The 21,843-nt window shown below is 67.6% G+C and carries 19 protein-coding genes, 1 tRNA gene and 1 riboswitch; of the genes, 15 read left to right on the plus strand and 5 right to left on the minus strand.

The genetic code is table 11. From position 1 onward, the window contains the following. The first annotated feature begins 291 nt into the window (after positions 1-291). Positions 292-1,614 carry an alpha-amylase family protein gene (locus QNN99_RS14650; RefSeq protein ID WP_229967383.1) on the plus strand — a complete coding sequence of 441 codons (1,323 nt, stop codon included), beginning with the start codon at positions 292-294 and terminating at the stop codon, positions 1,612-1,614. A gap of 70 nt (positions 1,615-1,684) precedes the next feature. Then, on the plus strand, positions 1,685-2,233 hold the full coding sequence (locus QNN99_RS14655) for a GNAT family N-acetyltransferase (protein WP_229967385.1): 549 nt from the start codon (positions 1,685-1,687) through the stop codon (positions 2,231-2,233). Positions 2,234-2,277: 44 nt separating this feature from the next. Here QNN99_RS14655 and QNN99_RS14660 read toward each other — a convergent pair whose 3' ends face one another. Further along, entirely contained in the window at positions 2,278-2,607 is a 330-nt protein-coding gene (locus QNN99_RS14660; RefSeq protein ID WP_229967387.1) for an acylphosphatase, read from the minus strand. Between the two features lie 4 nt (positions 2,608-2,611). After that, the gene (hutH, locus tag QNN99_RS14665) at positions 2,612-4,186 is read right to left on the minus strand and encodes a histidine ammonia-lyase (protein ID WP_442860534.1); all 1,575 of its coding nucleotides are present in this window, start codon (positions 4,184-4,186) and stop codon (positions 2,612-2,614) included. A gap of 160 nt (positions 4,187-4,346) precedes the next feature. On the opposite strand from hutH, the gene hutU reads away from it, so the two are divergent. The 8 genes from hutU to QNN99_RS14705 all read left to right on the plus strand — a co-directional run bounded on the left by hutU (position 4,347) and on the right by QNN99_RS14705 (position 14,191). Beyond that, complete coding sequence (gene hutU / locus QNN99_RS14670) at positions 4,347-6,053, plus strand: urocanate hydratase (RefSeq protein WP_229967391.1); 1,707 nt, start codon at positions 4,347-4,349, stop codon at positions 6,051-6,053. 27 nt (positions 6,054-6,080) lie between these two features. Beyond that, entirely contained in the window at positions 6,081-7,361 is a 1,281-nt protein-coding gene (locus QNN99_RS14675; RefSeq protein ID WP_229967393.1) for an allantoate amidohydrolase, read from the plus strand. Continuing rightward, positions 7,358-8,746, plus strand: coding sequence for a formimidoylglutamate deiminase (locus QNN99_RS14680; RefSeq protein WP_229967395.1), 1,389 nt, complete (start codon positions 7,358-7,360; stop codon positions 8,744-8,746). Before QNN99_RS14675 ends, QNN99_RS14680 begins: the two co-directional genes overlap by 4 nt. Continuing rightward, entirely contained in the window at positions 8,743-10,008 is a 1,266-nt protein-coding gene (locus tag QNN99_RS14685) for an amidohydrolase family protein (RefSeq protein ID WP_229967397.1), read from the plus strand. The genes QNN99_RS14680 and QNN99_RS14685 overlap by 4 nt, the downstream gene beginning before the upstream one ends. Before the next feature lie 109 nt (positions 10,009-10,117). Continuing rightward, a complete protein-coding gene (locus QNN99_RS14690; protein ID WP_229967399.1) occupies positions 10,118-10,684 on the plus strand; it encodes a dihydrofolate reductase family protein in 567 nt (188 codons plus the stop codon). 33 nt (positions 10,685-10,717) lie between these two features. Continuing rightward, positions 10,718-11,506 carry a CPBP family intramembrane glutamic endopeptidase gene (locus tag QNN99_RS14695; protein WP_229967401.1) on the plus strand — a complete coding sequence of 263 codons (789 nt, stop codon included), beginning with the start codon at positions 10,718-10,720 and terminating at the stop codon, positions 11,504-11,506. Between the two features lie 49 nt (positions 11,507-11,555). Beyond that, complete coding sequence (locus QNN99_RS14700; protein ID WP_229967403.1) at positions 11,556-12,197, plus strand: GNAT family N-acetyltransferase; 642 nt, start codon at positions 11,556-11,558, stop codon at positions 12,195-12,197. Further along, the gene (locus tag QNN99_RS14705) at positions 12,194-14,191 is read left to right on the plus strand and encodes a glycoside hydrolase family 2 protein (protein ID WP_229967405.1); all 1,998 of its coding nucleotides are present in this window, start codon (positions 12,194-12,196) and stop codon (positions 14,189-14,191) included. The genes QNN99_RS14700 and QNN99_RS14705 overlap by 4 nt, the downstream gene beginning before the upstream one ends. Before the next feature lie 104 nt (positions 14,192-14,295). On the opposite strand, the gene QNN99_RS14710 is transcribed toward QNN99_RS14705, so the two are convergent. After that, on the minus strand, positions 14,296-14,991 hold the full coding sequence (locus tag QNN99_RS14710) for a putative endonuclease domain-containing protein (protein WP_229967407.1): 696 nt from the start codon (positions 14,989-14,991) through the stop codon (positions 14,296-14,298). Positions 14,992-15,348: 357 nt separating this feature from the next. Beyond that, on the minus strand, positions 15,349-15,999 hold the full coding sequence (locus QNN99_RS14715; RefSeq protein WP_229967572.1) for a VOC family protein: 651 nt from the start codon (positions 15,997-15,999) through the stop codon (positions 15,349-15,351). A gap of 250 nt (positions 16,000-16,249) precedes the next feature. Further along, positions 16,250-16,365: riboswitch (SAM riboswitch) on the plus strand. Positions 16,366-16,432: 67 nt separating this feature from the next. Here QNN99_RS14715 and QNN99_RS14720 point away from each other — a divergent pair. The 5 genes from QNN99_RS14720 to QNN99_RS14740 all read left to right on the plus strand — a co-directional run bounded on the left by QNN99_RS14720 (position 16,433) and on the right by QNN99_RS14740 (position 20,743). After that, a complete protein-coding gene (locus tag QNN99_RS14720; RefSeq protein ID WP_229967408.1) occupies positions 16,433-17,749 on the plus strand; it encodes a bifunctional o-acetylhomoserine/o-acetylserine sulfhydrylase in 1,317 nt (438 codons plus the stop codon). A 74-nt stretch (positions 17,750-17,823) separates the two neighbouring features. Next, positions 17,824-18,951, plus strand: a complete 1,128-nt coding sequence (gene metX / locus QNN99_RS14725) for a homoserine O-acetyltransferase MetX (RefSeq protein WP_442860538.1) — start codon at positions 17,824-17,826, stop codon at positions 18,949-18,951. A gap of 73 nt (positions 18,952-19,024) precedes the next feature. After that, positions 19,025-19,561, plus strand: a complete 537-nt coding sequence (locus QNN99_RS14730) for an SRPBCC family protein (protein ID WP_229967410.1) — start codon at positions 19,025-19,027, stop codon at positions 19,559-19,561. A 106-nt stretch (positions 19,562-19,667) separates the two neighbouring features. After that, positions 19,668-19,764 (plus strand) — tRNA-OTHER (locus QNN99_RS14735). Between the two features lie 433 nt (positions 19,765-20,197). Further along, positions 20,198-20,743, plus strand: a complete 546-nt coding sequence (locus QNN99_RS14740) for a hypothetical protein (protein ID WP_229967412.1) — start codon at positions 20,198-20,200, stop codon at positions 20,741-20,743. A 164-nt stretch (positions 20,744-20,907) separates the two neighbouring features. Here the strand turns inward: QNN99_RS14740 and QNN99_RS14745 are convergent, their stop codons facing one another. Then, on the minus strand, positions 20,908-21,753 hold the full coding sequence (locus QNN99_RS14745) for an SGNH/GDSL hydrolase family protein (RefSeq protein ID WP_442860539.1): 846 nt from the start codon (positions 21,751-21,753) through the stop codon (positions 20,908-20,910). Between the last annotated feature and the right edge of the window lie 90 nt (positions 21,754-21,843).

The following is a 21,843-nucleotide window of genomic DNA, read 5'->3' on the forward strand; positions in this document are numbered from 1 at the left end:
ACCTATCCGGCGCCGGCAGACTAGGGTTGTTCCCCCCAACCAGCCCATAGTCTGCCGGCGCTTTTCTTTGTCCGGACACAATCATCAAATTCGGGCATTGGCGTCGTACCGCCGGCGAATTCCTTTCAACTGCCCCGTTCCAAGAAAGCCCGCCCGGTGCATGAAAGAATCAAGCAACGGGATGACGCCGGGATGACGCCGGGATGCTGACGCGGAACCGTGCGGATCGAACTCTTCCCGGGACGAAGACACAAACCGGAAGAGTAAGAGCAACAGCGAGGGCAGGATTTGATGAGCGCCAACTGGGTTGAGCACGTTATGTGGTGGCACGTGTATCCGCTGGGCTTCGTGGGTGCGCCGATCCGGCCCGACGACCGGGACAGCAGCGTCAGCCACCGCCTTCCGGAGGTGGAGCGCTGGTTCGACCACATCCTTGACCTGGGCTTGAACGGCCTCGCCCTTGGCCCGGTTTTCTCCTCCATGACCCATGGCTACGACACCCTCGACTATTACGCCGTCGACGACCGGCTCGGCGACGAGTCCGACGTCGTGCATTTGGTGAACGCTGCCCACGAACGGGGGATCCGCGTCCTCCTGGACGGTGTCTTCAACCACGTGGGGCGGGCACATCCCTGGTTCACTGATGTCGAGCGCAACGGTCAGGCCTCACCGTACGCGGACCTCTTCCGCATCGACTGGGCGGGGTGGAGCCCGGGGAAGCCGGTTAAAGCTGATGTCTTTGAAGGCCACGACGGACTGGTCGCGCTGGACCACAGATCACCCCGCGTCGCTGACCTGGTGATCGACGTCATGAATTACTGGTTGGAGCGGGGGGTTGATGGCTGGAGGCTCGACGCAGCCTACGCCGTCCCCCCCGAATTTTGGGCCGGGGTCCTGCCGAAGGTCCGACAGCGGCATCCCGAGGCGTGGTTCACCGGGGAGGTCATCCACGGCGCCGATGTGCAGATGATTGAGGCCTCGACGATGGACTCGCTCACCCAATACGAGCTGTGGCAGGGCATCTGGCACGGTATCTCCGACCGCAACCTCCACGAACTCGGCCACGCGCTCAAGCGGCACAGCCTGCTCCTGTCCGGCTACGTCCCGTCGACGTTCATCGGCAACCACGACGTCACCCGCATAGCCTCCGCCATCGGTTCGGACCATGTCGGGCATGCCCTCGCCGTTCTCTTCACCGTTGCCGGAGTCCCTTCCATCTACGCGGGAGACGAGTTCGGCTGGAAGGCTGTCAAGGAAGACCGGTTCGGCGGTGACGACGCCGTGCGGCCGGCATTCCCCGCCGCACCTCCGGGGGAGGATGCCCTTGATCCGGAGGCATCCAGAATTCTGCACGAGCACCAGGAGCTCATCAGCCTCCGTCGCCGGAACCCCTGGCTCCACCGCGCCACCTCGAACCTCATCGTGGCGTCGAATGAAACCCTTGCCTTCCGCACTGCCGCCAGCAGCGCCGACGCGCTCGTCACGCTGCTGAACCTTGCTCCGACCGCACAGCTTCTGCCCGGCGCCGGTGCGACCGCCGTCGTCGCCGGCAGTGCCGCCTGCGACGGCGGCGATTTCCTCGTGCCGGCGAACGGATGGGCCGTCCTCGCCTAGCGGGATTGATCCGCGAGCCGTCGTGTTGCGTTGTGCGGTTATGCCCGGCGTTATTGGTACATTCCCGACCATGACGTCTGCAAACATCCCTGTCCGGAACATCTCTGTCCGGCCACCTGTGGAAAGCGACGCAGACAGGTTGGCCGCAATCCACATCGCGGCTTGGCGGGCCGCCTACCGGGGAGTGATGTCCGACGAATACCTCGACGGGCTGGACAGCCCCCGGTATGCAGACAACTGGCGTCGGAACATCCTCAATCCCAGCGAAGGAACAGTTCACCTGGTGGCGCAGGCCGGCGATGAGGTCGTCGGATTTGCGGTTGTGGGACCGGCCACGGACAACCCCGAGCCGGGCACCGGGCAGGTGTATGCCATCAACCTGCATCCCGACTGGTGGGCAAACGGCATAGGAAGCGTCCTTTTTGCCGCCGCCGAAGAAACGCTGATCTCGCTGGGATACGACAGAGCCTGTCTGTGGGTTGAAGCAACCAACGAGCGCGCCATCACCTTCTACACAAAGCGGGGATGGCTGGACGACGGCGGAACCATGCAAGACACCCGCTTCGATCCGCCCGTCGCCGAACGCCGCCACAGCCGTCAGCTGAGCCGGGCGGAGTGATTCCTGCTTGCCCGCTTAGCCGGTGCGGAATCAGTCCTACGGAATCAGTCCGTGCGGAAATCCGGAAACTCGCCGGTGGCAGCGGAGAACGACTCCTCGACCCCGGTGACGATTCCAGGGGCAGCGGGGGACCGGAGCCACTCCAGCAGCCCGTCAACCGCCGACGGCGCCCCTTCGGCCACCACCTGCACTGACCCGTCGCTGCTGTTGGACACCACACCGGTCAGCCCCAGCCGGGTTGCCTGCTGCAGGGTCCGGTAGCGGAAGCCCACCGCCTGCACCTCGCCGGTGACCCTGGCGGTCAGGCGCCGGCCCGGGTCCGGAGAACCGGGGGAACCAGCGGAGAAACCAGAAGCGAAATCCGAAGGCGTCATAGGCCTAGAGTAGCGGCCGGCCCAGCACCGAGTCAGCAGCGGCCAGCAGCGAACCGTCGGCAACCAGCACCCGTGCCGCCTCAATCTCCGGCGCCAAATACCGGTCCGGACCCGGTCCCGCGACCATCGCCCGCAGCGCCGAGCGCACCGCAGTGACCGCGGGAGCGCTGCGGGAGATGGCGACGCCGCCGTCGCGCATGTCCAGCGCCCGCGCCGAGGTCAGCAGCTCGATGGCCAGGACCCGGGTCAGGCCGTCCACGGCGCGGCGCAGCTTCAGGCCCGCCGCCCAGCCCATCGACACGTGGTCCTCCTGCATCGCCGAGGACGGAATGGAATCCACCGAGGCGGGCACGGCCAGCCGCTTGAGTTCGGAAACGATGCCGGCCTGGGTGTACTGGGCGATCATGTGCCCCGAATCGACGCCCGGATCGAAGGCCAGGAAGGCGTTGAGGCCGTGGCTGCGGGAGCGGTCCAGGAAGCGGTCGGTGCGCCGCTCGCTTATGGAGGCGACGTCGGCGACGGCGATGGCGAGGAAGTCCAGCACGTAACCGACCGGTGCGCCGTGGAAATTGCCGTTGGACTCCAGCCGCCCGTCCAGCGTCACCACCGGGTTGTCGATGGCGGAGGCCCGCTCACACTCCGCAACGGTTTCGGCATGGAGAAGCGTTGACCGCGCGGCGCCGTGCACCTGCGGGGCGCAGCGCAGCGAATAGGCGTCCTGCACCCGGGTGAAGCCGCCGGTTTTCTGTTCTTCGATCAGCACCGACCCGGCCAGTACCGCTCGGATGTTCGCCGCCGACTCGGCCTGGCCGGGCTGCGGGCGCAGGGCCTGCAAATCCGCGGCAAACACGGCGTCGGAACCCAGCAGTCCCTCCACGCTCATTGCCGCGGCCAGATCCGCGGTGGCCAGCAGCCGGCGCAGGTCGGCGATGGCCAGGGTGAGCATGCCCAGCATGCCGTCGGTTCCGTTGATCAGGGCCAGGCCCTCCTTCTCCTGCAGCTCCACCGGTTCCAGCCCGGCAGCGGCCAGGGCCTGCGCTGCCGGGGTCAGTTCGCCGTCGGCCGTGCGCACGCTGCCCTCACCCATCAGGGCCAGGGCGCAGTGCGAAAGCGGCGCCAGGTCGCCCGAGCAGCCCAGCGAGCCGTACTCGCCGACCACCGGCGTGATCCCGGCATTCAGCAGCCCGGCATAGGCATGGGCGACGACGGGCCGGACGCCCGTGCGGCCGGTGGCCAGGGTGGAGAGCCGGTTCAGCATCAGGGCGCGGATCACCTCGCGGTCCACCTCGGCGCCCGACGACGCCGCGTGGCTGCGGATCAGCGAGCGCTGCAGCTGCCGGCGCTGTTCCGGAATGATCTGCTTCACCGCCAGCGCACCGAACCCGGTGGACACCCCGTAATGGGGCTTGTCATCAGCGGCCAGTTCCTCGATGACGCTCCGGGAGGACTGCATGGCGGCAGCACTCTCAGCGGACAGCACCACTGCCGCCCCTTGCCGGGCGACGGCGACGAGTTCCGCTTCGGTCAGCGGGCCGGTCCCCAGCGTTACTGACGTTTCTGCGCTCACTGTTGGTTCCATCTCCCGGTTGTCGCGGATTTCTCAGGCCACCGCTGATCCTACGCCCGGTTCCAACCTGTTCCGGGTTCCGGACAGTGCCCTGGGCGCTGGGCATCTCCGACTCCTATTCCCGTCGTGTTCGCTGCCACTTTTCCGGAACACCGTCGGTTACGGTCTGGAGATGGCTACTTTCTCCGATCCTTCCCGCAGCATCCGGGCACCGCGCGGCACCTCGCTGACCGCCAAGAGCTGGCAGACCGAGGCTCCGCTGCGCATGCTGATGAACAATCTGGACGCCGAAGTCGCCGAGCGCCCCGAGGACCTGGTGGTCTACGGCGGCACCGGCCGGGCCGCCCGCAGCTGGGAGGCCTACGACGCGATCATCCGGACCCTGTCCACGCTGGAGAATGACGAGACGCTGCTCGTCCAGTCCGGAAAACCGGTGGGCGTGTTCCGCACCAACGAATGGGCGCCGCGGGTCCTGCTCGCCAACTCGAACCTGGTGGGGGACTGGGCCACCTGGCCCGAGTTCCGGCGGCTCGAGGCCGAGGGCCTCATGATGTACGGGCAGATGACCGCCGGCTCGTGGATCTACATCGGCACCCAGGGCATCCTGCAGGGCACCTACGAAACCTTCGGCGCCGTCGCCCGCAAACTCTGCAACGACGAAAACGCCACCCTGGCCGGCACCCTGACGCTGACCGGCGGCTGCGGCGGCATGGGCGGCGCGCAGCCGCTGGCCGTGACGCTGAACGGGGGAGCGGTGCTGATTGTCGACGTCGACGAGACCCGCCTGCGCCGCCGCGCCGGCAAGCGCTACCTGCACGAGGTGGAAACCGACCTGGACACCGCCGTCGCCAAGGTCATGGCCGCCCGGGCCGAAAGGCGCGCCCTCTCGGTGGGCCTGGTGGGCAACGCCACCGAGGTGTTCGAGGAACTGCTGCGCCGGCACAACGCCGGCGAGATCACCGTGGACATCGTCACCGACCAGACCTCCGCCCACGACCCGCTGAGCTACCTGCCGGCAGGCATCCCGGTGGAGCAGTGGCAGGCGGCAGCCTCGGCCGACCCCGAAGGATTCACCAAGCAGGCGCGTGAATCGATGGCCCGCCAGGTGGCGGCCATGGTCGGCTTCCAGGATGCCGGCGCCGAGGTCTTCGACTACGGCAACTCGATCCGGGATGAGGCTCGCCAGGGCGGCTACGACCGTGCGTTCGACTTTCCGGGCTTCGTGCCCGCCTACATCCGCCCCCTGTTCTGCGAGGGTATGGGCCCCTTCCGCTGGGTGGCGCTCTCCGGCGACCCGCAGGACATCGCGGTCACCGACGCCGCCATCAAGGAACTCTTTCCGGACAACGCCCGCCTGCATCGCTGGTTCGACGCCGCCGCCGAGCACGTCGAGTTTGAGGGACTGCCGGCCCGGATCTGCTGGCTGGGCTACGGCGACCGCGCCAAGGCCGGACTGCTGTTCAACCGGCTCGTGGCGGAGGGCAAGGTTAGCGCGCCGATCGTGATTGGCCGCGACCACCTGGACTCCGGTTCAGTGGCTTCGCCCTACCGGGAAACCGAAGCCATGGCCGACGGCTCCGACGCCGTCGCCGACTGGCCGCTGCTGAACGCCATGCTGAACACCGCCTCCGGCGCCACCTGGGTCTCCATCCATCACGGCGGCGGGGTCGGCATCGGCCGCTCCATCCACGCCGGACAGGTTTCAGTGGCCGACGGAACCGAACTGGCTGCCCGGAAACTGGAACGGCTGCTGACCAACGACCCGGGCACCGGCGTCGTCCGCCACGCCGACGCCGGCTATCAGCGGGCCACCGACGTCGCCGCCGAGCGCGGCATCCGCATTCCGATGGCCGAAGGCTATCCGATGGCAGAAGATTAGGAACCGGCTGCTGGTGGGAACATAGACATGGTGAATACATCGAGCGTCAACACCCTCCTGTCCGCCATCGAAGACACCGGCCGCGATGCCCGCCGCGGCGGCTATTCGCGTCCGGTCTATTCCGCTGCGGAACTGGAGCTGCGGGAGTGGTTCGCCGCAGAGGCGGCCCGCAGGAACCTGGCCGTGGAAACGGACCGCAACGGCATTCTCTGGGCCTGGTGGGACCTGCCCGGCAGTGACCCCACATCACCCGAGCGCCGGGGCGCCCTGGTCACCGGCTCCCACCTTGACTCCGTTCCCGGCGGCGGCGCCTTTGACGGCCCGCTCGGGGTGGCCAGCGCCCTGGCCGCCGTGGATCTCCTGCAGGCCCGGGAGAACAGCGGCAGCCTGTTCCGGAACCGTGCGCTCGCCGTCGCGGTGTTCCCGGAGGAGGAAGGTTCGCGGTTCGGCGTCGCCTGCCTCGGCTCCCGGCTGCTCGCCGGAACGATCGATCCGCGCAAGGCGCTGGCCCTGCGCGACGCCGACGGCAACACCTTCGCCGACGTCTCCCGTGCCAACGGCAGAGACCCCGATGCGATGGGCCGCGACGACACCGTGCTGGGCACCATCGGCGATTTTGTGGAACTGCACGTGGAGCAGGGCCGCGGCCTGAACACCGAAGAGTTCACCGACGCCGCCGGGCGCGGTCCGGCGGTCGCGGTGGGCGGGTCCGTCCTGGGCCACGGCCGCTGGCGGTTTTCCATCTCCGGGCAGGGCAACCATGCCGGCACCACCCTGATGGCAGACCGCGCCGACCCCATGGTCGCCGCCGCCCAGCTGATCGTGGCCGTGCGGCAGACCGCTTCCGCCCAGTCCGGTGCCCGCGCCACGGTGGGCCGGCTGGAACCGGTACCCGGAGGCACCAACGTCATTGCCTCGCGCGTGGATCTCTGGCTCGATGTCCGCCACCCGGACGACGCCGTGACGGCCGCCCTGGTGGAGAAGATCCACGGCCAGGCCCAGAAGATCGCCGCGTTTGAAGGCTGCAGCGTACAGCTGACTGAGGAATCCTACTCCGGCACCGTCCACTTCGACCCGGCCCTGCAGCGTTCCCTCGAGCAGTCCGTCGCGCGCACCGTTCCCGGAGCTCCGGTCCTCGCCACCGGCGCGGGGCACGACGCCGGAGTGCTGGCGGCCCGCGTGCCGACCGGCATGCTGTTTGTCCGGAACCCGTCGGGGATCAGCCATTCGCCGGAGGAGTACGTCGAGGACGGCGACGCCCAGCTGGGCGTGGAAGCCCTGGCCGACGTGCTGCAGGACCTGCTGTGACCCGGACCCTGTGGTGCGAGCAGGGCTGGGTGAACGCTGCCGTGGCGGACGGGGTCCGGCTGGAGGTTGACGACGCCGGCACGGTCACCTCGGCCACGCCGGGAACCGAGCCGCAGCCGGGAGACCTGCAGCTGCCCGGCGTCACCTTCCCGGCGGCGTCGAACGCGCACTCGCACGCCTTCCACCGGATCCTGCGCGGGCGCACCCACGCCGGCGGCGCGGGCAGCTTCTGGACCTGGCGGGAGCAGATGTACCAGGCGGCCGGCGCCCTGACGCCGGAGCTGTACGAGCAGCTGGCCACCGCGGTGTTTGCCGAGATGGTGGTCACCGGGTTCAGCTCCGTCGCCGAGTTCCACTATGTTCACCACCGGCCGGACGGCAGCCCCTACGGCGCCGACGGATCCGGGGAGCACGCCATGGAACGGGCGCTGGCGCGGGCCGCCGTCGCCGCCGGGATCCGGCTGACCCTGCTGGACACCTGCTACCTTGCAGGCGGCTTCGATACCCCGCTGACCGCCGAGCAGCAGCGCTTCGGCGACCGGGATGCGTCGGCTTGGCTGGACCGGCTCGGGTCGCTGCGGACCGCGGTCGCCGCTGAATTCGATCCGGCGCAGGTCAGCGTGGGGGCGGCGCTGCACTCAGTGCGCGGCGTCCCGGAAGCTGACCTGGCGGTGATCGCCGCAAACCTGCCGGCGGATCTGCCGCTGCACATCCACCTCTCCGAACAACCCGCCGAGAACGAAGCCTGCCTGCGGGCCACCGGCCTGACGCCCACCATGCTGCTGCAGCGGCACGGGCTCATCCGCCCGCGGCTCTCGGCGGTGCACGCCACCCATCTGAGCGAAGAGGACATCACCGTCCTCGGGAATGCGGGGACCACCATCGTCATGTGTCCCACCACCGAGGCCGATCTGGCCGACGGCATCGGCACGGCTGCACGGCTGCGGGCGACCGGCGCCCGGATCGCGCTGGGCACCGACCAGCACGCCGTCGTCGACCCCTGGCTGGAGATGCGCGCGCTGGAGCACGGCGAGCGGCTGGCTTCGGGGGAGCGCGGCCGCTTCGCCCCCGCCGACCTGCACGCCGCAGCGTCCGACGCCGGAGCACACGCCCAGGGCCGGACCAGCCCGGGGCTGGAAGCCGGAAAGGTCTGTGACCTCATGAGCGTGGATCCGCGCAGCGTCCGCACGGCCGGCTCCCGCCCCGGCCAGCTGGCGCTGACCGCCACCGCGGCGGACGTGATCGCCGTCGTCGTCGGCGGGCGCGTGATAGCCGGCAACGGAAAGCACGCCACCCTGGGCGACCCGGCCACCCTGCTCAGCGCAGCCATCGCCGCGGTCGACGCCGCCCGCGACACCACTTTCGAAGGAATCCCGCAGCCATGAGCCCGGTTTCGACCCTGATCACCAACATCGGCGAACTCTCCACGCAGGACTATGCCCGGGGAGATCAGGCCGCCGTGCTCCGCGACGCGGCAGTGGTCTTCGAGGGGGAGCGGATCAGCTGGATCGGCGCCGCCCGGGACGCCCCGGCCGCCGAAGCAGTGGTTGACGCCGGAGGCCGGGCGGGGCTGCCCGGCTGGGTGGATTCGCACACGCACCTGGTCTTCGCCGGGGACCGCGGCGCCGAGTTCGAGGCCCGGATGGCCGGGCAGTCCTACGCCGCCGGCGGGATTGCCGTGACCACCGAGGCCACGCGTGCCGCCTCGGACTACGACCTGACCCGGCTGCTGCTGGCCCGGGTTGCCGAGGCCGCCGCCGGCGGCACCACCTATCTGGAGACCAAAACCGGGTACGGGCTGAGCGTGGAGGAGGAACGGCGGCACGCGCGGATCGCCTCCACCGTGGCGGACCAGGTCACCTTCCTGGGCGCGCACCTCGTGCCCGACGGCGCGGATGCCGAGGACTACACCGACCTGGTCTGCACGGACATGCTCGCCGCCGTGCTGCCCTATGTGCAGTGGGCGGACGTCTTCTGCGAAAAGGGCGCCTTCACCGAGGAGCAGTCACGCCGGGTGCTCCGCGCCTGCCGGGACGCCGGCCTCGGGCTGCGGGTGCACGGCAACCAGCTCGGCCACGGTGCCGGCGTGCGGCTGGCCGTGGAGTTCGGAGCGGCCAGCGTGGACCACGTGAACTACCTGTCCGACGACGACGTCGCGGCGCTCGCCGGGACCTGGTCCGGGCGGGATCCGGGTGCCGGAGCCGGGGAATCCGGATCCGAGGACTCCGGGCCCGGAACGCCCGGCACGGTGGCGACCTGTCTGCCGGCCTGCGACCTCTCCACCCGCGCACCGCTGGCCGACGCCCGCCGGCTGCTGGACGCCGGAGTGCCGGTGGCCCTGGCCTCGAACTGCAACCCGGGCACCTCCAACACCAGCTCGATGAACTTCTGCGTCGCCACCGCCGTGCTGCAGATGGGACTGACCGTGCAGGAAGCCGTCCGGGCTGCGACGTTCGGCGGTGCACTGGCGCTTCGCAGGCACACCGGCAAGGACCGGAACGGACAGCGGGCGGTGGGCTCGCTCGCCGTCGGGCACCGGGCGGATCTGCAGCTGCTCAACGCCCCCTCGGCCGCGCATCTGGCCTACCGGCCGGGCATGCCGCTGACCGGCAGCGTCTGGAAGGCCGGGGTTCAGGTGCGCCGCTGACCGGTGTGCACCTGATGCCGCGGCGGTCCGGTCCCGATTCCGACGCACGGGTCCGGCAACCGACGCCGCCACACTTGTTCTCCGTCCGAGCGCGGGGTTGAAATGTGCCATGGGAAAAATCATCTACATGCTGTCCTGCACCCTGGACGGGTACATCAATGATGCTTCCGGGGAGATCTCCTGGGCCGTTCCGGACGAAGCCATGGTTGCGGACGTCACCGCGGACCTGGCCGGCGTGACGACGCATCTGTACGGGCGGCGGATGTACGAGAGCATGGCGGGCTGGGAAACCGATCCCTCCCTTGCCGCGCAGTCGCCGGAATCGGCTGCCTTTGCCGAGGTCTGGAAGCGGGCCCGGAAGGTGGTCTTTTCCCGGACGCTGGAGGACGTCTGGACGGAACGCACCCGGTTGGAACGCGACCTCACGGTGGAAGCCATCGACCGGGCGAAGGCCGAAACGGCCGGCGACCTCCTCATCGAAGGACCCACCGTGACCGCAGCCGCCTTCCGGCTGGGGCTGGTGGACATGGTGAGCCTGATGATTTATCCCGTGACTGTGGGCGCCGGCACCCGGGTGTTTCCCGACGGGCTGCGGCTGAGCCTGCGGCTGCTCCGCGAACAGCGCTTCGAGAAGACCGGCATGGTCAAGGTCACCTACGAAACGGACCGCTCCTGAGGACAGCCGGCGGCATCCGGCACAATGGGAGGCATGCGCGCCGCCTTCCCCTCCGCCCCCGCCGAAGCCCTGGATCCGCGGGCACGGAAGATGCTCGTCTTCGAAATCCTCATTGTGCTGGGACTGTCGCTGGGCAGATCCGGGGTGTACGCCGTCGTCGAACTCCTGGAGAAGGCCTCCAAGGGCCCGCTGGAGGGGCAGACAACCACCCTGAATCCGGTGCTGGACGAGAGCCCCTGGTTCGATCTGACCTATCAGCTGCTGGGGATCTTCTTCTCGCTGCTGCCGGTGGCCCTGGTGCTGTTCCTGCTGACCGAACCGGGCAAGAGCGCGTTCCGGCGCCTGGGCTTCACCTTCGCCAAGCCGGTGCGCGACTTCGCGCTGGGTTTCGGGCTGGCCGCCGTCATCGGCGCCGGAACCCTGGGCGTGTACGCCGCGGGCCGGGCGCTGGGCATCACCACGGCGCTGGTGCCTGCCGCGCTGGACACCTACTGGTGGACCCTGCCGGTGCTGATCCTCTCCGCGCTGCGGCATGCGGTGCTGGAGGAGGTCATTGTGGTGGGCTACCTCTTTATCCGGCTGCGGCAGCTGGGCTGGGGCACCCCGGCGATCATCCTCACCAGCGCCCTGATCCGCGCCAGCTACCACCTGTACCAGGGGATCGGGCCCGGGATCGGGAACTTCCTGATGGGACTGCTCTTCGGCTACGCCTACACCAAAACGAAACGGGTGATGCCGCTGGTGATCGCGCACGCGCTGGTGGACATCGCCGGCTTTGTCGGGTTTGCCCTGTTCGGTTCGGCGATCGGCATCGGCGACTGACCCCTCGTGCCGCCGGGGCCCGGGCCGCCCGCCGCGCTAGGATCTCCGGATGAGCGAATCGGCGCAGACAACTGACTTCCACGCCCTGCAGTTGTGGTCGGGCACCCTGTTTTCGGGCCGGCACATCCGTTTCCGCGAACTGCAGGACGCCGACCTTCCGGAACTGTGTTCCTGGTGGAACAACCCGTTCCAATCGGTGCTGCAGCAGGAGCGGACAACTCTGCGTCCTCCGGAAGCCCTCGCGTCAATGTTCGCCGCCTGGAGCAAGAACGACGCGCCATCGGGATTCGGCTACAGCATCATTGATGCGGACGGCGCACTGGCCGGGCACGTCAGCGCGTGGGGATTGTCGGTACCGGAACGCATCGCCACCATGGCCATCATCATCGGCCCGGATTTCCAGGGCCGGGGCATCGGCCGGGAAGCGCTGCAGCTGGCTCTCCGCCTGGCCTTCGATGAACTCGGCGCCCATAAGGTGGAATTGCAGACATGGTCCTACAACGACAGGGCAATCCGGCTGTACTCCTCCCTCGGGTTCACCATCGAAGGTTGCCGCCGCGCCGCCGTCTTCCACCGCGGCAGCTTCCAGGACCAGATCCTGATGGGACTCCTGGCCGAGGAATACCGTGCTGCACCGGAACCGGACGACGTGGGCGCATCCACCAACCAGCAGGAAGAAACCGCTTCGTGACTCTGACAACCCGCTGGGGAGCGGACCTCGATCCGGACTCCGTGCTGCAGGACTATCCCCGTCCCCAGCTGGTCCGGGACAGCTACCTGAACCTCAACGGCTACTGGCAATACGCCATCACCTCGGCACGCCGCGAACAGCCGCCGGCCGACGGCGAATGGGACGGGGAGATCCTGGTTCCGTTCTCGCCCGAGGCGCCGCTCTCCGGCGTGAACCGCCAGCTTCAGCCCCAGCAGTTCCTTTGGTACCGGCGGACGCTCCGGCTGCCCGCCGGCTTCGCGGGGGAGCGCGTGCTGCTGCATTTCGGGGCCATGGACCAGAGCTGCACCGTCACCGTCAACGGGATCGACGTGGGAGGGCACGACGGCGGCTACCTTCCCTTTTCCCTGGACATCACCGATGCGCTGGCCGCCGGCAGCGGGGACGCCGACGGGTCGATGGATTCCGGCGGGACCGGCGATACCGGGGATTCCGGGGATTCCGGACATTCCGGGGATTCCGCACACGAGCTCGTGGTCCGGGTCCGGGACATCAGCGACACCGGTTACGCCAGCCGGGGCAAGCAGACCCTGGACCGGGGCGGCATTTGGTACACCGCGCAGTCCGGGATCTGGCAGACGGTGTGGCTGGAATCGGTGCCGCGCACGAGCATTTCACAGCTGGTCCTGGTGCCGGACCTGGAATCCGTCTCGGTCACCGTGCTGCTCGACGGCGGCGGGACCGGCTCGGCCGGGACCGGCGCCTCAGCCGGCGCCTCGGCCGGCGCCTCGGCCGGCGCCTCGTCCGCCGCCTCAGCCAGCGCCTCAGCCGGCGGCTTGTCCAGCGGTCACGGCGACCTGCGGGCGGCGATCACCGTGTCCTCCGGCGGGCGCACTGTGGCGGACGCCGTCGTCGTGCCCGGAAAGCCGGTGCGGATTCCGGTGCCGGATCCGCACCTGTGGACGCCGGAGGATCCCTTTCTCTATGACGTGTCGGTGCGCCTGCTCGCCGGATCCGGCGGCGCGGAGATCGACAGCGTGCGCAGCTACACCGGGCTGCGGACCTTCGGCACGGGGCCGGATGCTGCCGGGCACACCCGGCTGCTGCTCAACGGGCGCCCGTACTTCCACGCCGGGCTGCTGGACCAGGGGTACTGGCCGGACGGGCTGTACACGGCGCCGTCCGACGAGGCACTGGCCTACGACATTGAAGCCGCCAAGGATCTTGGCTTCACGATGCTGCGCAAGCACATCAAGATCGAACCGCTGCGCTGGTATTACCACTGCGACCGGCTGGGCATGCTGGTCTGGCAGGACCTGGTCAACGGCGGCCGCTCATACCGGCACGCCGTCGTGACCGCCCCTGCCGTGGGGATGCCGCACCGCGACGACGGCGATTACGCAGCTTTCGGGCGTGCGGATGAGCAGGGCCGGGCGGAGTTCCGTGCCGAGCTGCGCGGGACGGTTGAACTGCTGCGCAACTGCACCTCAATAGCGGTCTGGGTGCCGTTCAACGAAGGCTGGGGCCAGTTCGACGCCAACGCCGCCACGCAGCTGCTGCGCGGGCTGGATCCCACGCGGAGCATCGACCATGCCAGCGGCTGGCATGACCAGGGCGGGGGAGACCTCAAGAGCGTGCACGTGTACTTTGTGCCGTTTCGGCTGCGCAAGGGCTGGCTGCGGGACGGACGCGCCGTCGTGCTCTCCGAATACGGCGGATACAGTCTGCGCGTGCCGGGCCACACCTTCAACGACAAGGAGTTCGGCTACCGGCGGTTCAAGACCCGGGACGCCCTGCGGAAGGCCTACGCAAAGCTGCACCGGAAGCAGATCGAACCCGCGGTGGAAGAGGGCCTGGCCGCCACCGTGTACACCCAGCTCACCGATGTGGAGGACGAGGTGAACGGGCTGCTCACCTATGACCGGCGCGTGGTGAAGATCGACGCCGGAACGGTCCGCGGGCTCAACGAGCGGCTGATCAGGGCGGCTGGGGCTGCTGGGGCCGGTCGGGGCTAGCCGGCCGGATCGGCGGGCGGGAGATCCGGGCCTCGGACGAAACCCTCCGGCCTGTGGCGTTCCCTCCGCTGCGCAGCGGAGGGAATGCCACAAAGCGGAGGGAATCAGCGGTGGCGGGATTGGGGCAGTCCAGCCCGGACCAGACGCTGCACCAAACCCTCCGGGTGTTGGGGTGGCCGGGTGATGTCATTCCAAGACCAGCGGACAAATCCCACGCCGGTGGCCCGAATAGCGTCTTCCCGGCGTTTCTCCCGGACGAGCGTGTCCCACGCCGGTGCACGGCTCTCTTTGCCGCGTCCGTATTTCACTGCGCCGTCGAACTCCCCGGCGAGCCTGTGCTCGGGCCAGTAGAAGTCGGTACGGAACCGGCCTGACGAGGTGTCGAATCCGTGCTGGAGCTCAGGCTCCGGGAAACCATGCAGATGCAGCACAGCCCGCGAATAGGACTCACCGGCTGACTCGGAGAGCACCTGCGCGAAGTCGATAACCCGCTGAGCCCGGAGCCGTTTGGTGCGGCCAGGCAGCTGCTCCGCCAACTCCCGAAGGTGCTCTTTCCTCAGACCGGGAAGACTGCGAACGGGATCCGGCCGCAGCACATGGTCCATGGCCGGGACTGCACGTTCAAAGTTCAGATAGGCAGCCATGTCCAGGACGGTGTGTGCTCGGGACGTCAGGGGGACCCCGTCCCACGTGGTGACAGGTTCCAGCAGCCGGCGCTCAGCCCAGCGGAGATCCCCGCGGCGCCTGCCATGCGTGGGATGAACGGCCAGCAACAGTACTTCGGGCGATTTCCCAATCACGGGCAATCCCCAAATAACTGCCGCGGATTGTTGGATAAGGATGCGCTGCCCCGGTACCTGTTCCACGGCGGCCCGGATACGTGCCCGCTCCCGCTCCCAAGGAGGCAGGTTCAGCCAGTCGTCCGCCTGAATGTAGACACCGGGCCGGAGTCGGACAAGTTTGCCCGATCGGCACCTCAGCGCCAGGGAACGCCGGTCCGTACCGTGGGCTGCGGCAGCGGCTGAGAATATGAGTGCAGGGTCCATGCCTCAAGGCTGGACGGGCGGCGGACGGCCCGCGAGGGCAGGACTCCCCGTTGTGGACAACCCTCCGGTTAGGGAGAATCCCGCCATTGCGCAGCGGAGGGATCAGGAGAACTAGATCTCGACTGAACCGTTGGCCGTGTTGAAGGTGACGGACATGATGCCGGGGGTTCCCTTGGGCGAAATCCAGGTCACGCCCACATTTTCCAGCGGTTCCTCGACCGGGGTGCCCAGCCACTGGGTCACGCGCTCGGCCGACCCGGCGATGGTCAGCGAGTCCAGCTTCACGGAGCCCGGCATGCCGGGCAGGGCGGCCGAAGGGTGCAGCGGCTCGGTGCCGTCGTCCCAGCGCAGCATGTACGGCACCTGGGGGTCGGCGATCAGGCCGTTGATGCCGATCTGCTGCCAGGTCAGTTCCTGGCCGTCGGGAAACTTCCGGTTTCCGGGCACCGACTCGCGGCCCAGACGCGCTTCAAAGGGTGAAAGGTCGTCCACGGCTACGCACCAGCCCATCCAGCCGCCGCCGCATTCGGAGCGCTGGCGCACGGCCTGGCCGAAGGGCGCCTTGTCCGACACCGGATGGTTCAGGGCCTCGACCACCTCGACATATTGGTGGTTGGCCAGGGGGAGAATCATGTTGCGGGTGCCGAAGCGAGGATGCACACCGCCCTTGACGAAGTCCGCTCCCAGAGCGGAAGCAATCCTCTCGGTAGTGGCCAAAAGACCGTCGGATTCACAGGCATAAGAAACATGGTCCAAGCGCATGCGGCCCATAATGGCACGTTGTGACCGACCTCACGACCAAGGCTGGCCTAAGTCGTCAAATGGGCAGGTTTGAGCTGCAGATGTTCCGCCGGCGGCCTCATCCTGCGCCCGGTGCCGGACCACGGGAGTGCTGCGGATGCCCTAATTCTTGATCCTGTCCCGCATCCGGCACGGCCACCCGAACCCGCAGGGAAATGATCCGTCACAGAGGTTGCGGGCTTCGGGGTTATCCGTTTTCATTGGGGGAATAGGTCATGAGTGCCAGCAGATAGCCCCGGCTTGCTGGCCGGCAACCCTCCAACCGCGGTGGGGTGCCCCGGGTGAAGACCTGGCTGTACGTCAGAGGACGTACGGCAAGCGCGGGTCACACGTGGCTGCCGGCTACCTTCGGGGCCGGAAGTCTCGGTGCGGCCCCTGGTATAGGGAGCACGCCATGTCAGGAAACTGGTCATTCGAAACCCGTCAGATCCATGTGGGACAGGAGCCCGACGCCGTCACCGGCGCCCGCGCGCTGCCCATCTACCAAACCACCTCGTTCGTCTTTCCCAGCGCCGAGGCTGCGGCCAACCGGTTTGCGCTGGCTGAGCTGGAGCCGATCTACACCCGCATCGGCAACCCCACCCAGGAAGCGGTGGAAAAGCGCATCGCTTCCCTGGAGGGTGGGCTCGGGGCGCTGCTGCTCGCGTCCGGGCAGGCCGCGGAGACCGTCGCGATCCTCAATCTGGCCGAGGCCGGAGACCACATCGTCGCCAGCCCCAGCCTGTACGGCGGCACCTACAACCTGTTCAAGCACACCCTGAAAAAGTTCGGCATCGCCGTGACGTTCGTGGCGGATCCGGACAACCTGGAGCAGTGGCGCGCCGCCGTGCAGCCCAACACCAAGGCCTTCTTCGGGGAAGTGGTCTCCAACCCGCGCCAGGACGTGCTGGACCTCGAAGGCATCAGCGCCGTCGCGCACGAGGCCGGAGTGCCGCTGATCGTGGACAACACGCTCTCCACGCCCTACCTGATCCGGCCCATCGAATGGGGTGCGGACATCGTGGTGCACTCGGCCACGAAGTACCTGGGCGGGCACGGCAACTCGATCGCCGGCGTCATCGTGGATTCGGGCAACTTCGACTTCGGCGCCGATCCGGAGAAATTCCCCGGCTTCAACACCCCGGATGAGAGCTACAACGGGCTGGTCTACGCCCGCGACCTCGGCGCCAACGGCCTTTTGGGCGCCAACCTCGCCTACATCCTCAAGGCCCGGGTGCAGCTGCTCCGCGACCTCGGACCGGCCGTCTCCCCGTTCAACGCGTTCCTGATTGCCCAGGGCCTGGAGACGCTGAGCCTGCGGATGGACCGTCACGTCGCCAACGCCGTGGCCGTCGCGAACTGGCTCGAAGCGCACGACGACGTCATCTCCGTCGCGTACGCCGGCCTGGAATCCAGCCCGTGGTACGAACGCGGGCGCAAGTACGGGCCGCGCGGCACCGGTGCCATTGTTTCCTTCGACATCACCGGCGGCATTGAGGCGGGGAAGCGCTTCGTGGATGCCCTCGAGCTGCACTCCCATGTGGCCAACGTGGGCGACGTGCGCTCGTTGGTGATCCATCCGGCGTCGACCACGCACAGCCAGCTCGGGGCCGAGGCGCAGCTCGCTGCCGGTGTCAGCCCCGGACTGGTCCGGCTGTCGGTGGGGATTGAGCACGTTGATGACATCATCGCCGACCTCGACGCCGGCTTCCGCGCCGCCAAGGGAGCGTAGCGGTTAGCGTGGCAGTGCCTTCACCCCGGAACACCGTCCTTTCCGGTTCCACCGCGTCCGATTCGGCTGCGCCGTTGAGCGTTCCGACGGCGCCGCAGCACCCCACCCCGGCCCCGGACGGGGTGCTGCTCCACGCCAAGATCGGTAGCCTGGAGCTGGAAACCGGCGGGCGCCTGCCCCAGGTTTCCCTCGCCTATGAGACGTGGGGGCAGCTGAACGACGACGCCTCCAACGCCGTCCTGATCTGCCACGCCCTCACCGGCAGCACCCACGTGGCCCGGGGGGATTCCGAGGAGGACGGCTGGTGGGACACCCTGGTGGGTCCCGGAAAAACCGTCGACACCAACCGGTTTTACGTCGTCTCGATCAACATGCTCGGCGGCTGTTACGGATCCACCGGGCCGTCCTCGGCTGATCCGCAGGGCCTGCCCTGGGGCTCGCGCTTTCCGTTTGTCACGGTCCGCGACTCGGTCCGCGCCGAGGCGCGGCTGGCGGACCTGCTCGGCATCCGGAGCTGGCACACGGTGCTGGGCGGCTCGCTCGGCGGGGCGCGGGCCCTGGAGTGGGCCGTCACCGAACCCGCCCGGGTGCGGCGCTGCGCCGTGATCGCGTGCACGGCGGCCAGCTCCGCGGAACAGATTGCCTTTGGCCAGGCGCAGCTCGAAGCCATCCGGCTGGATCCGCATTTCAACGGCGGTGATTACTACAACGGCAGGACGCCGGCGGCCGGGCTGGGCCTGGCCCGGCGCATCGCGCACATCACCTACCGCTCGGAGCCGGAACTGGAATACCGTTTCGGGCATGAACCGCAGCCGCAGGAGGATCCGTTGGGATCTGCCCTGTCGGCGGGCCGGGGACGCTATGCCGTGGAGAGCTACCTGGACCATCAGGCCCGGAAGCTCGTGGACCGGTTCGACGCCAACAGCTACCTGGTGCTGACCGAAGCACTGATGAGCCACGACGTCGCCCGCGGCCGCGGACCGCTGGAGCAGGCCCTGGCCGGCGTCACCGCCGAGTTCTTCATTGCCGCCGTGGACTCGGACCGGCTCTACTTTCCGCAGCAATCCGAGGTTCTGGCCGCGGCCTTGCCCGGAGACACAACGGTGCACATGATTTCCGCTCCCATCGGCCACGACGGGTTCCTGACCGACGTCGAGCAGCTTGGAGTGCCGCTGCGCCAGCGGTTCTTCGGGCCGGCCTGATCCCGCGGGGCGCACTGCTCTTGCCAAGCCGGGCCGGCCATGGCAGAACAGGGTGTCATGGAAGAGCAACGTCATGGGTGATTCGATCCGGGTGTCGGCCCAGGCCCAGTGTGCCCCGGCGGACCTCTGGCACGCGCTGGTGGACAACCGGGCCGTGTGGTGGCCGGAAATGGACTTCACCGCCAGCCCCGGAGCTCCGCTCACCGAGCGTCCGGCGGAGCACCCGCACGGCGCCGGGTACGACGGCGGTGGTGGCGGCGGCGATGACGACGACGGCGGCGGCTTCGTTGGTGGCGGCGTTGCCGGCGTCGGGGGCGGCGTCCCCGGGGCCGAGCAGCGGGCGACGGGAACTGTGCTGGCCGTGGCCCGGGATCGGCTTCTGTCCTTCCGCTGGACCAAACCCGGCTGGAACGCCCACACCGTCGTGAGCTTCCTGCTCGATGCCGTACCCGGGCCGGACGCGGAAACGGACTACACCGATGTCGTGATCACCGAAAGCGGCCTCGGCATCCTGACAGCCGGCGAGGAGGTGGCCCGGATCCACACGGAGGACTGGGCCGACCATCTCGCCGCCCTCATCCGGCTGGCCGAAGAAGCAGTAGCGGGCTGAACTGGCAAGGACTTCTACCTATTTTCGATGCAAACATTTTGACGGAGAAATTTTGCAGATTTCAGGGCACCTCACCTCGCGCTTGAGACAGTGTAAGATACCGATAGCGCCAGAGGTCAATTGGTAAGACGCCCGCCTTCAAACGGCATTTTTGAAGAGCCTCTTTAGAGCGGGAGAAGTGCGTTCAACTCGCACCTGGCGCACATGTCTATGGGGTTAGTTCTGAGGAGCAGTCGCGGACGCAAGTTGTTTAAGATGATGGTTGGTCAAAATAACCACTTTCTGATTACGATCTGTGTAGGGCTCGACGCCGTTGAGCGGGGCGTAGCCACGTTGCCCGGCAAATTTCGGACGTCGTGGAGCCCAAAGGATAAGCAGGCATCTAGTCGTCGGAGTCGAGATTTTGCGATAAAGGCGACGCTTATCTGGCTTTGTGACGCTGTTGATGCTTACTTACGAACTGGGCTGGAGGAGCCTTCTCTGTTCCCGCAGTCTTTGCGTGACAAGATCGAGTCAGCACGAAGTAACGACAAGACTGGCGTCAGTGACAGGTTGCAGATAGTTTCGCAACACGCAAATCTATCTGAGAGCGACGCGTACTATCTCACTCAGGTAGCCCTTGTCTGGCGAAACCGTGTGACGCACTACAAGCCAAGAAATCGCGTTGCATCCCTCCACGTGAAAGCGTTGATGAAAGACGCGGAGTCAATACGTGAAGGGTATCAGGGCCTTGATGTTGTTCGCCTGATCGAGCATGCAGAAAAGGCAGAACCCGAGGCGCCGACCTTCAAGGAGATAACCGCTCTTATTCGTGCTGCGCACCGTCTTATTCAAGATCTTGATGAGAAACTCATAGATGGGATGGATATGGACGCCTATCTCCAGCAACTTATTGTGGGCTATGTTAGGGCCGAAGATGTTGATGACCAGGTCAAACGATCTGGAACGCGCATAACCCGTGTTCAGAATATCTGGGGTAAGCAAGACTCCACCGCGTCTGATGGTAGGCAGTCTTCTCGTCGTGCTTCTGCCCTAATTCAGGTGGGCCTGAACGGCGGTATGGCCCCCGTGCGGGACGGAGATTCGAATGGCACGTCCGTCCAGTTATTGGATGAACTCGTCATTCTCAGCCCTGCCGAAGTCTTCAAACGATTTGTTGAAATAGATGAGGTAGGGGAGTAGTTAGCCTTCCTCTCAACCTTTGAGTCACTCTTCCGACTTTTGAAGGCTCAGCCCAACAGCGAGTGCCGAACTGGCTGGCTGCCGCCTGCTTCGTCGGCTGCAAGTGGATCGGTCCAGTATTAGCTGACGACGCCCTCGTCGGTTTTGATCCTGGCCGAGGCCGGTCAGTCCGCCGAACCCGGCGGCATGCCCTGCCCGCCGAACATCGGTCCGGCGTCGGGACGCTTGGCGGCAATTCCGTCGCCGGAGGACCGGTGGCGGACCCGGCGCACCACCCACGGCATGAAGTACTCGCGGGCCCAAGAAAGATCCTCGGTGCGGGCCGTCCGCCAGTTCTTGGCCTGCAGCGGTTTCGGTTCCGAGGGCTCCAGGGTGTGCGCGACGGCGAGCGTGTCCAGCACCATCATCGCAATGGTGTGATGGCCCAGCGGTGAAAAGTGCAGCCGGTCCGGTGCCCACATTTCCCGGTTGCTCAGCTCACGCAGCGCCCACATGTCCGCGATCACGACGTCGCGGCGGGCGGCGATGGTCCGGAGGTTTTCGTTGTAGACGGCCACCCGTGCCCGGACGCTGCCGAGCACCGGGGTGGTGCCCAGGTCCGGGCCGGTGAAGAGGACCACCGTGGCCCCGCTGCCGGCCAGCCGGGCGATTGCCGCGTCCATCTTTTCGGCGAGCTTGTCCGGATCGCCGCCGGGGCGGATCACGTCGTTGCCGCCGGCGCAGATGGTCACCAGGTCCGGCCGCAGGTCCAGCGCCGGTTGCAGCTGTTCTTCAATGATCTTGTTCAGCAGCCGTCCGCGGATGGCAAGGTTGGCGTAGGCGAAGTTGTCCCGGTCGCGCGCCAGCTCCTCGGCCACCCGGTCAGCCCAGCCGCGATGTCCGCCGGGGCTGTCCGGATTCGGGTCGCCAATCCCTTCGGTGAAGGAATCTCCGAGGGCAACAAACCGGTGCCACGGGTGCGGCGAATCAGCTTCGGCTACGCTCAGCGGATCAGTTCCGGGATCGTTCACCCGGGCGCTTGGCGCTGCTGCAATGGCGGCCGCGGCGGCTGCCGTCGACGAGGGAAGGAAGCTGTCCTGAGGATGCGATGGAGAAGTCAC

This window comes from Arthrobacter sp. zg.Y820 (assembly GCF_030125555.1).
Taxonomy (GTDB): Bacteria; Actinomycetota; Actinomycetes; order Actinomycetales; family Micrococcaceae; genus Arthrobacter_B.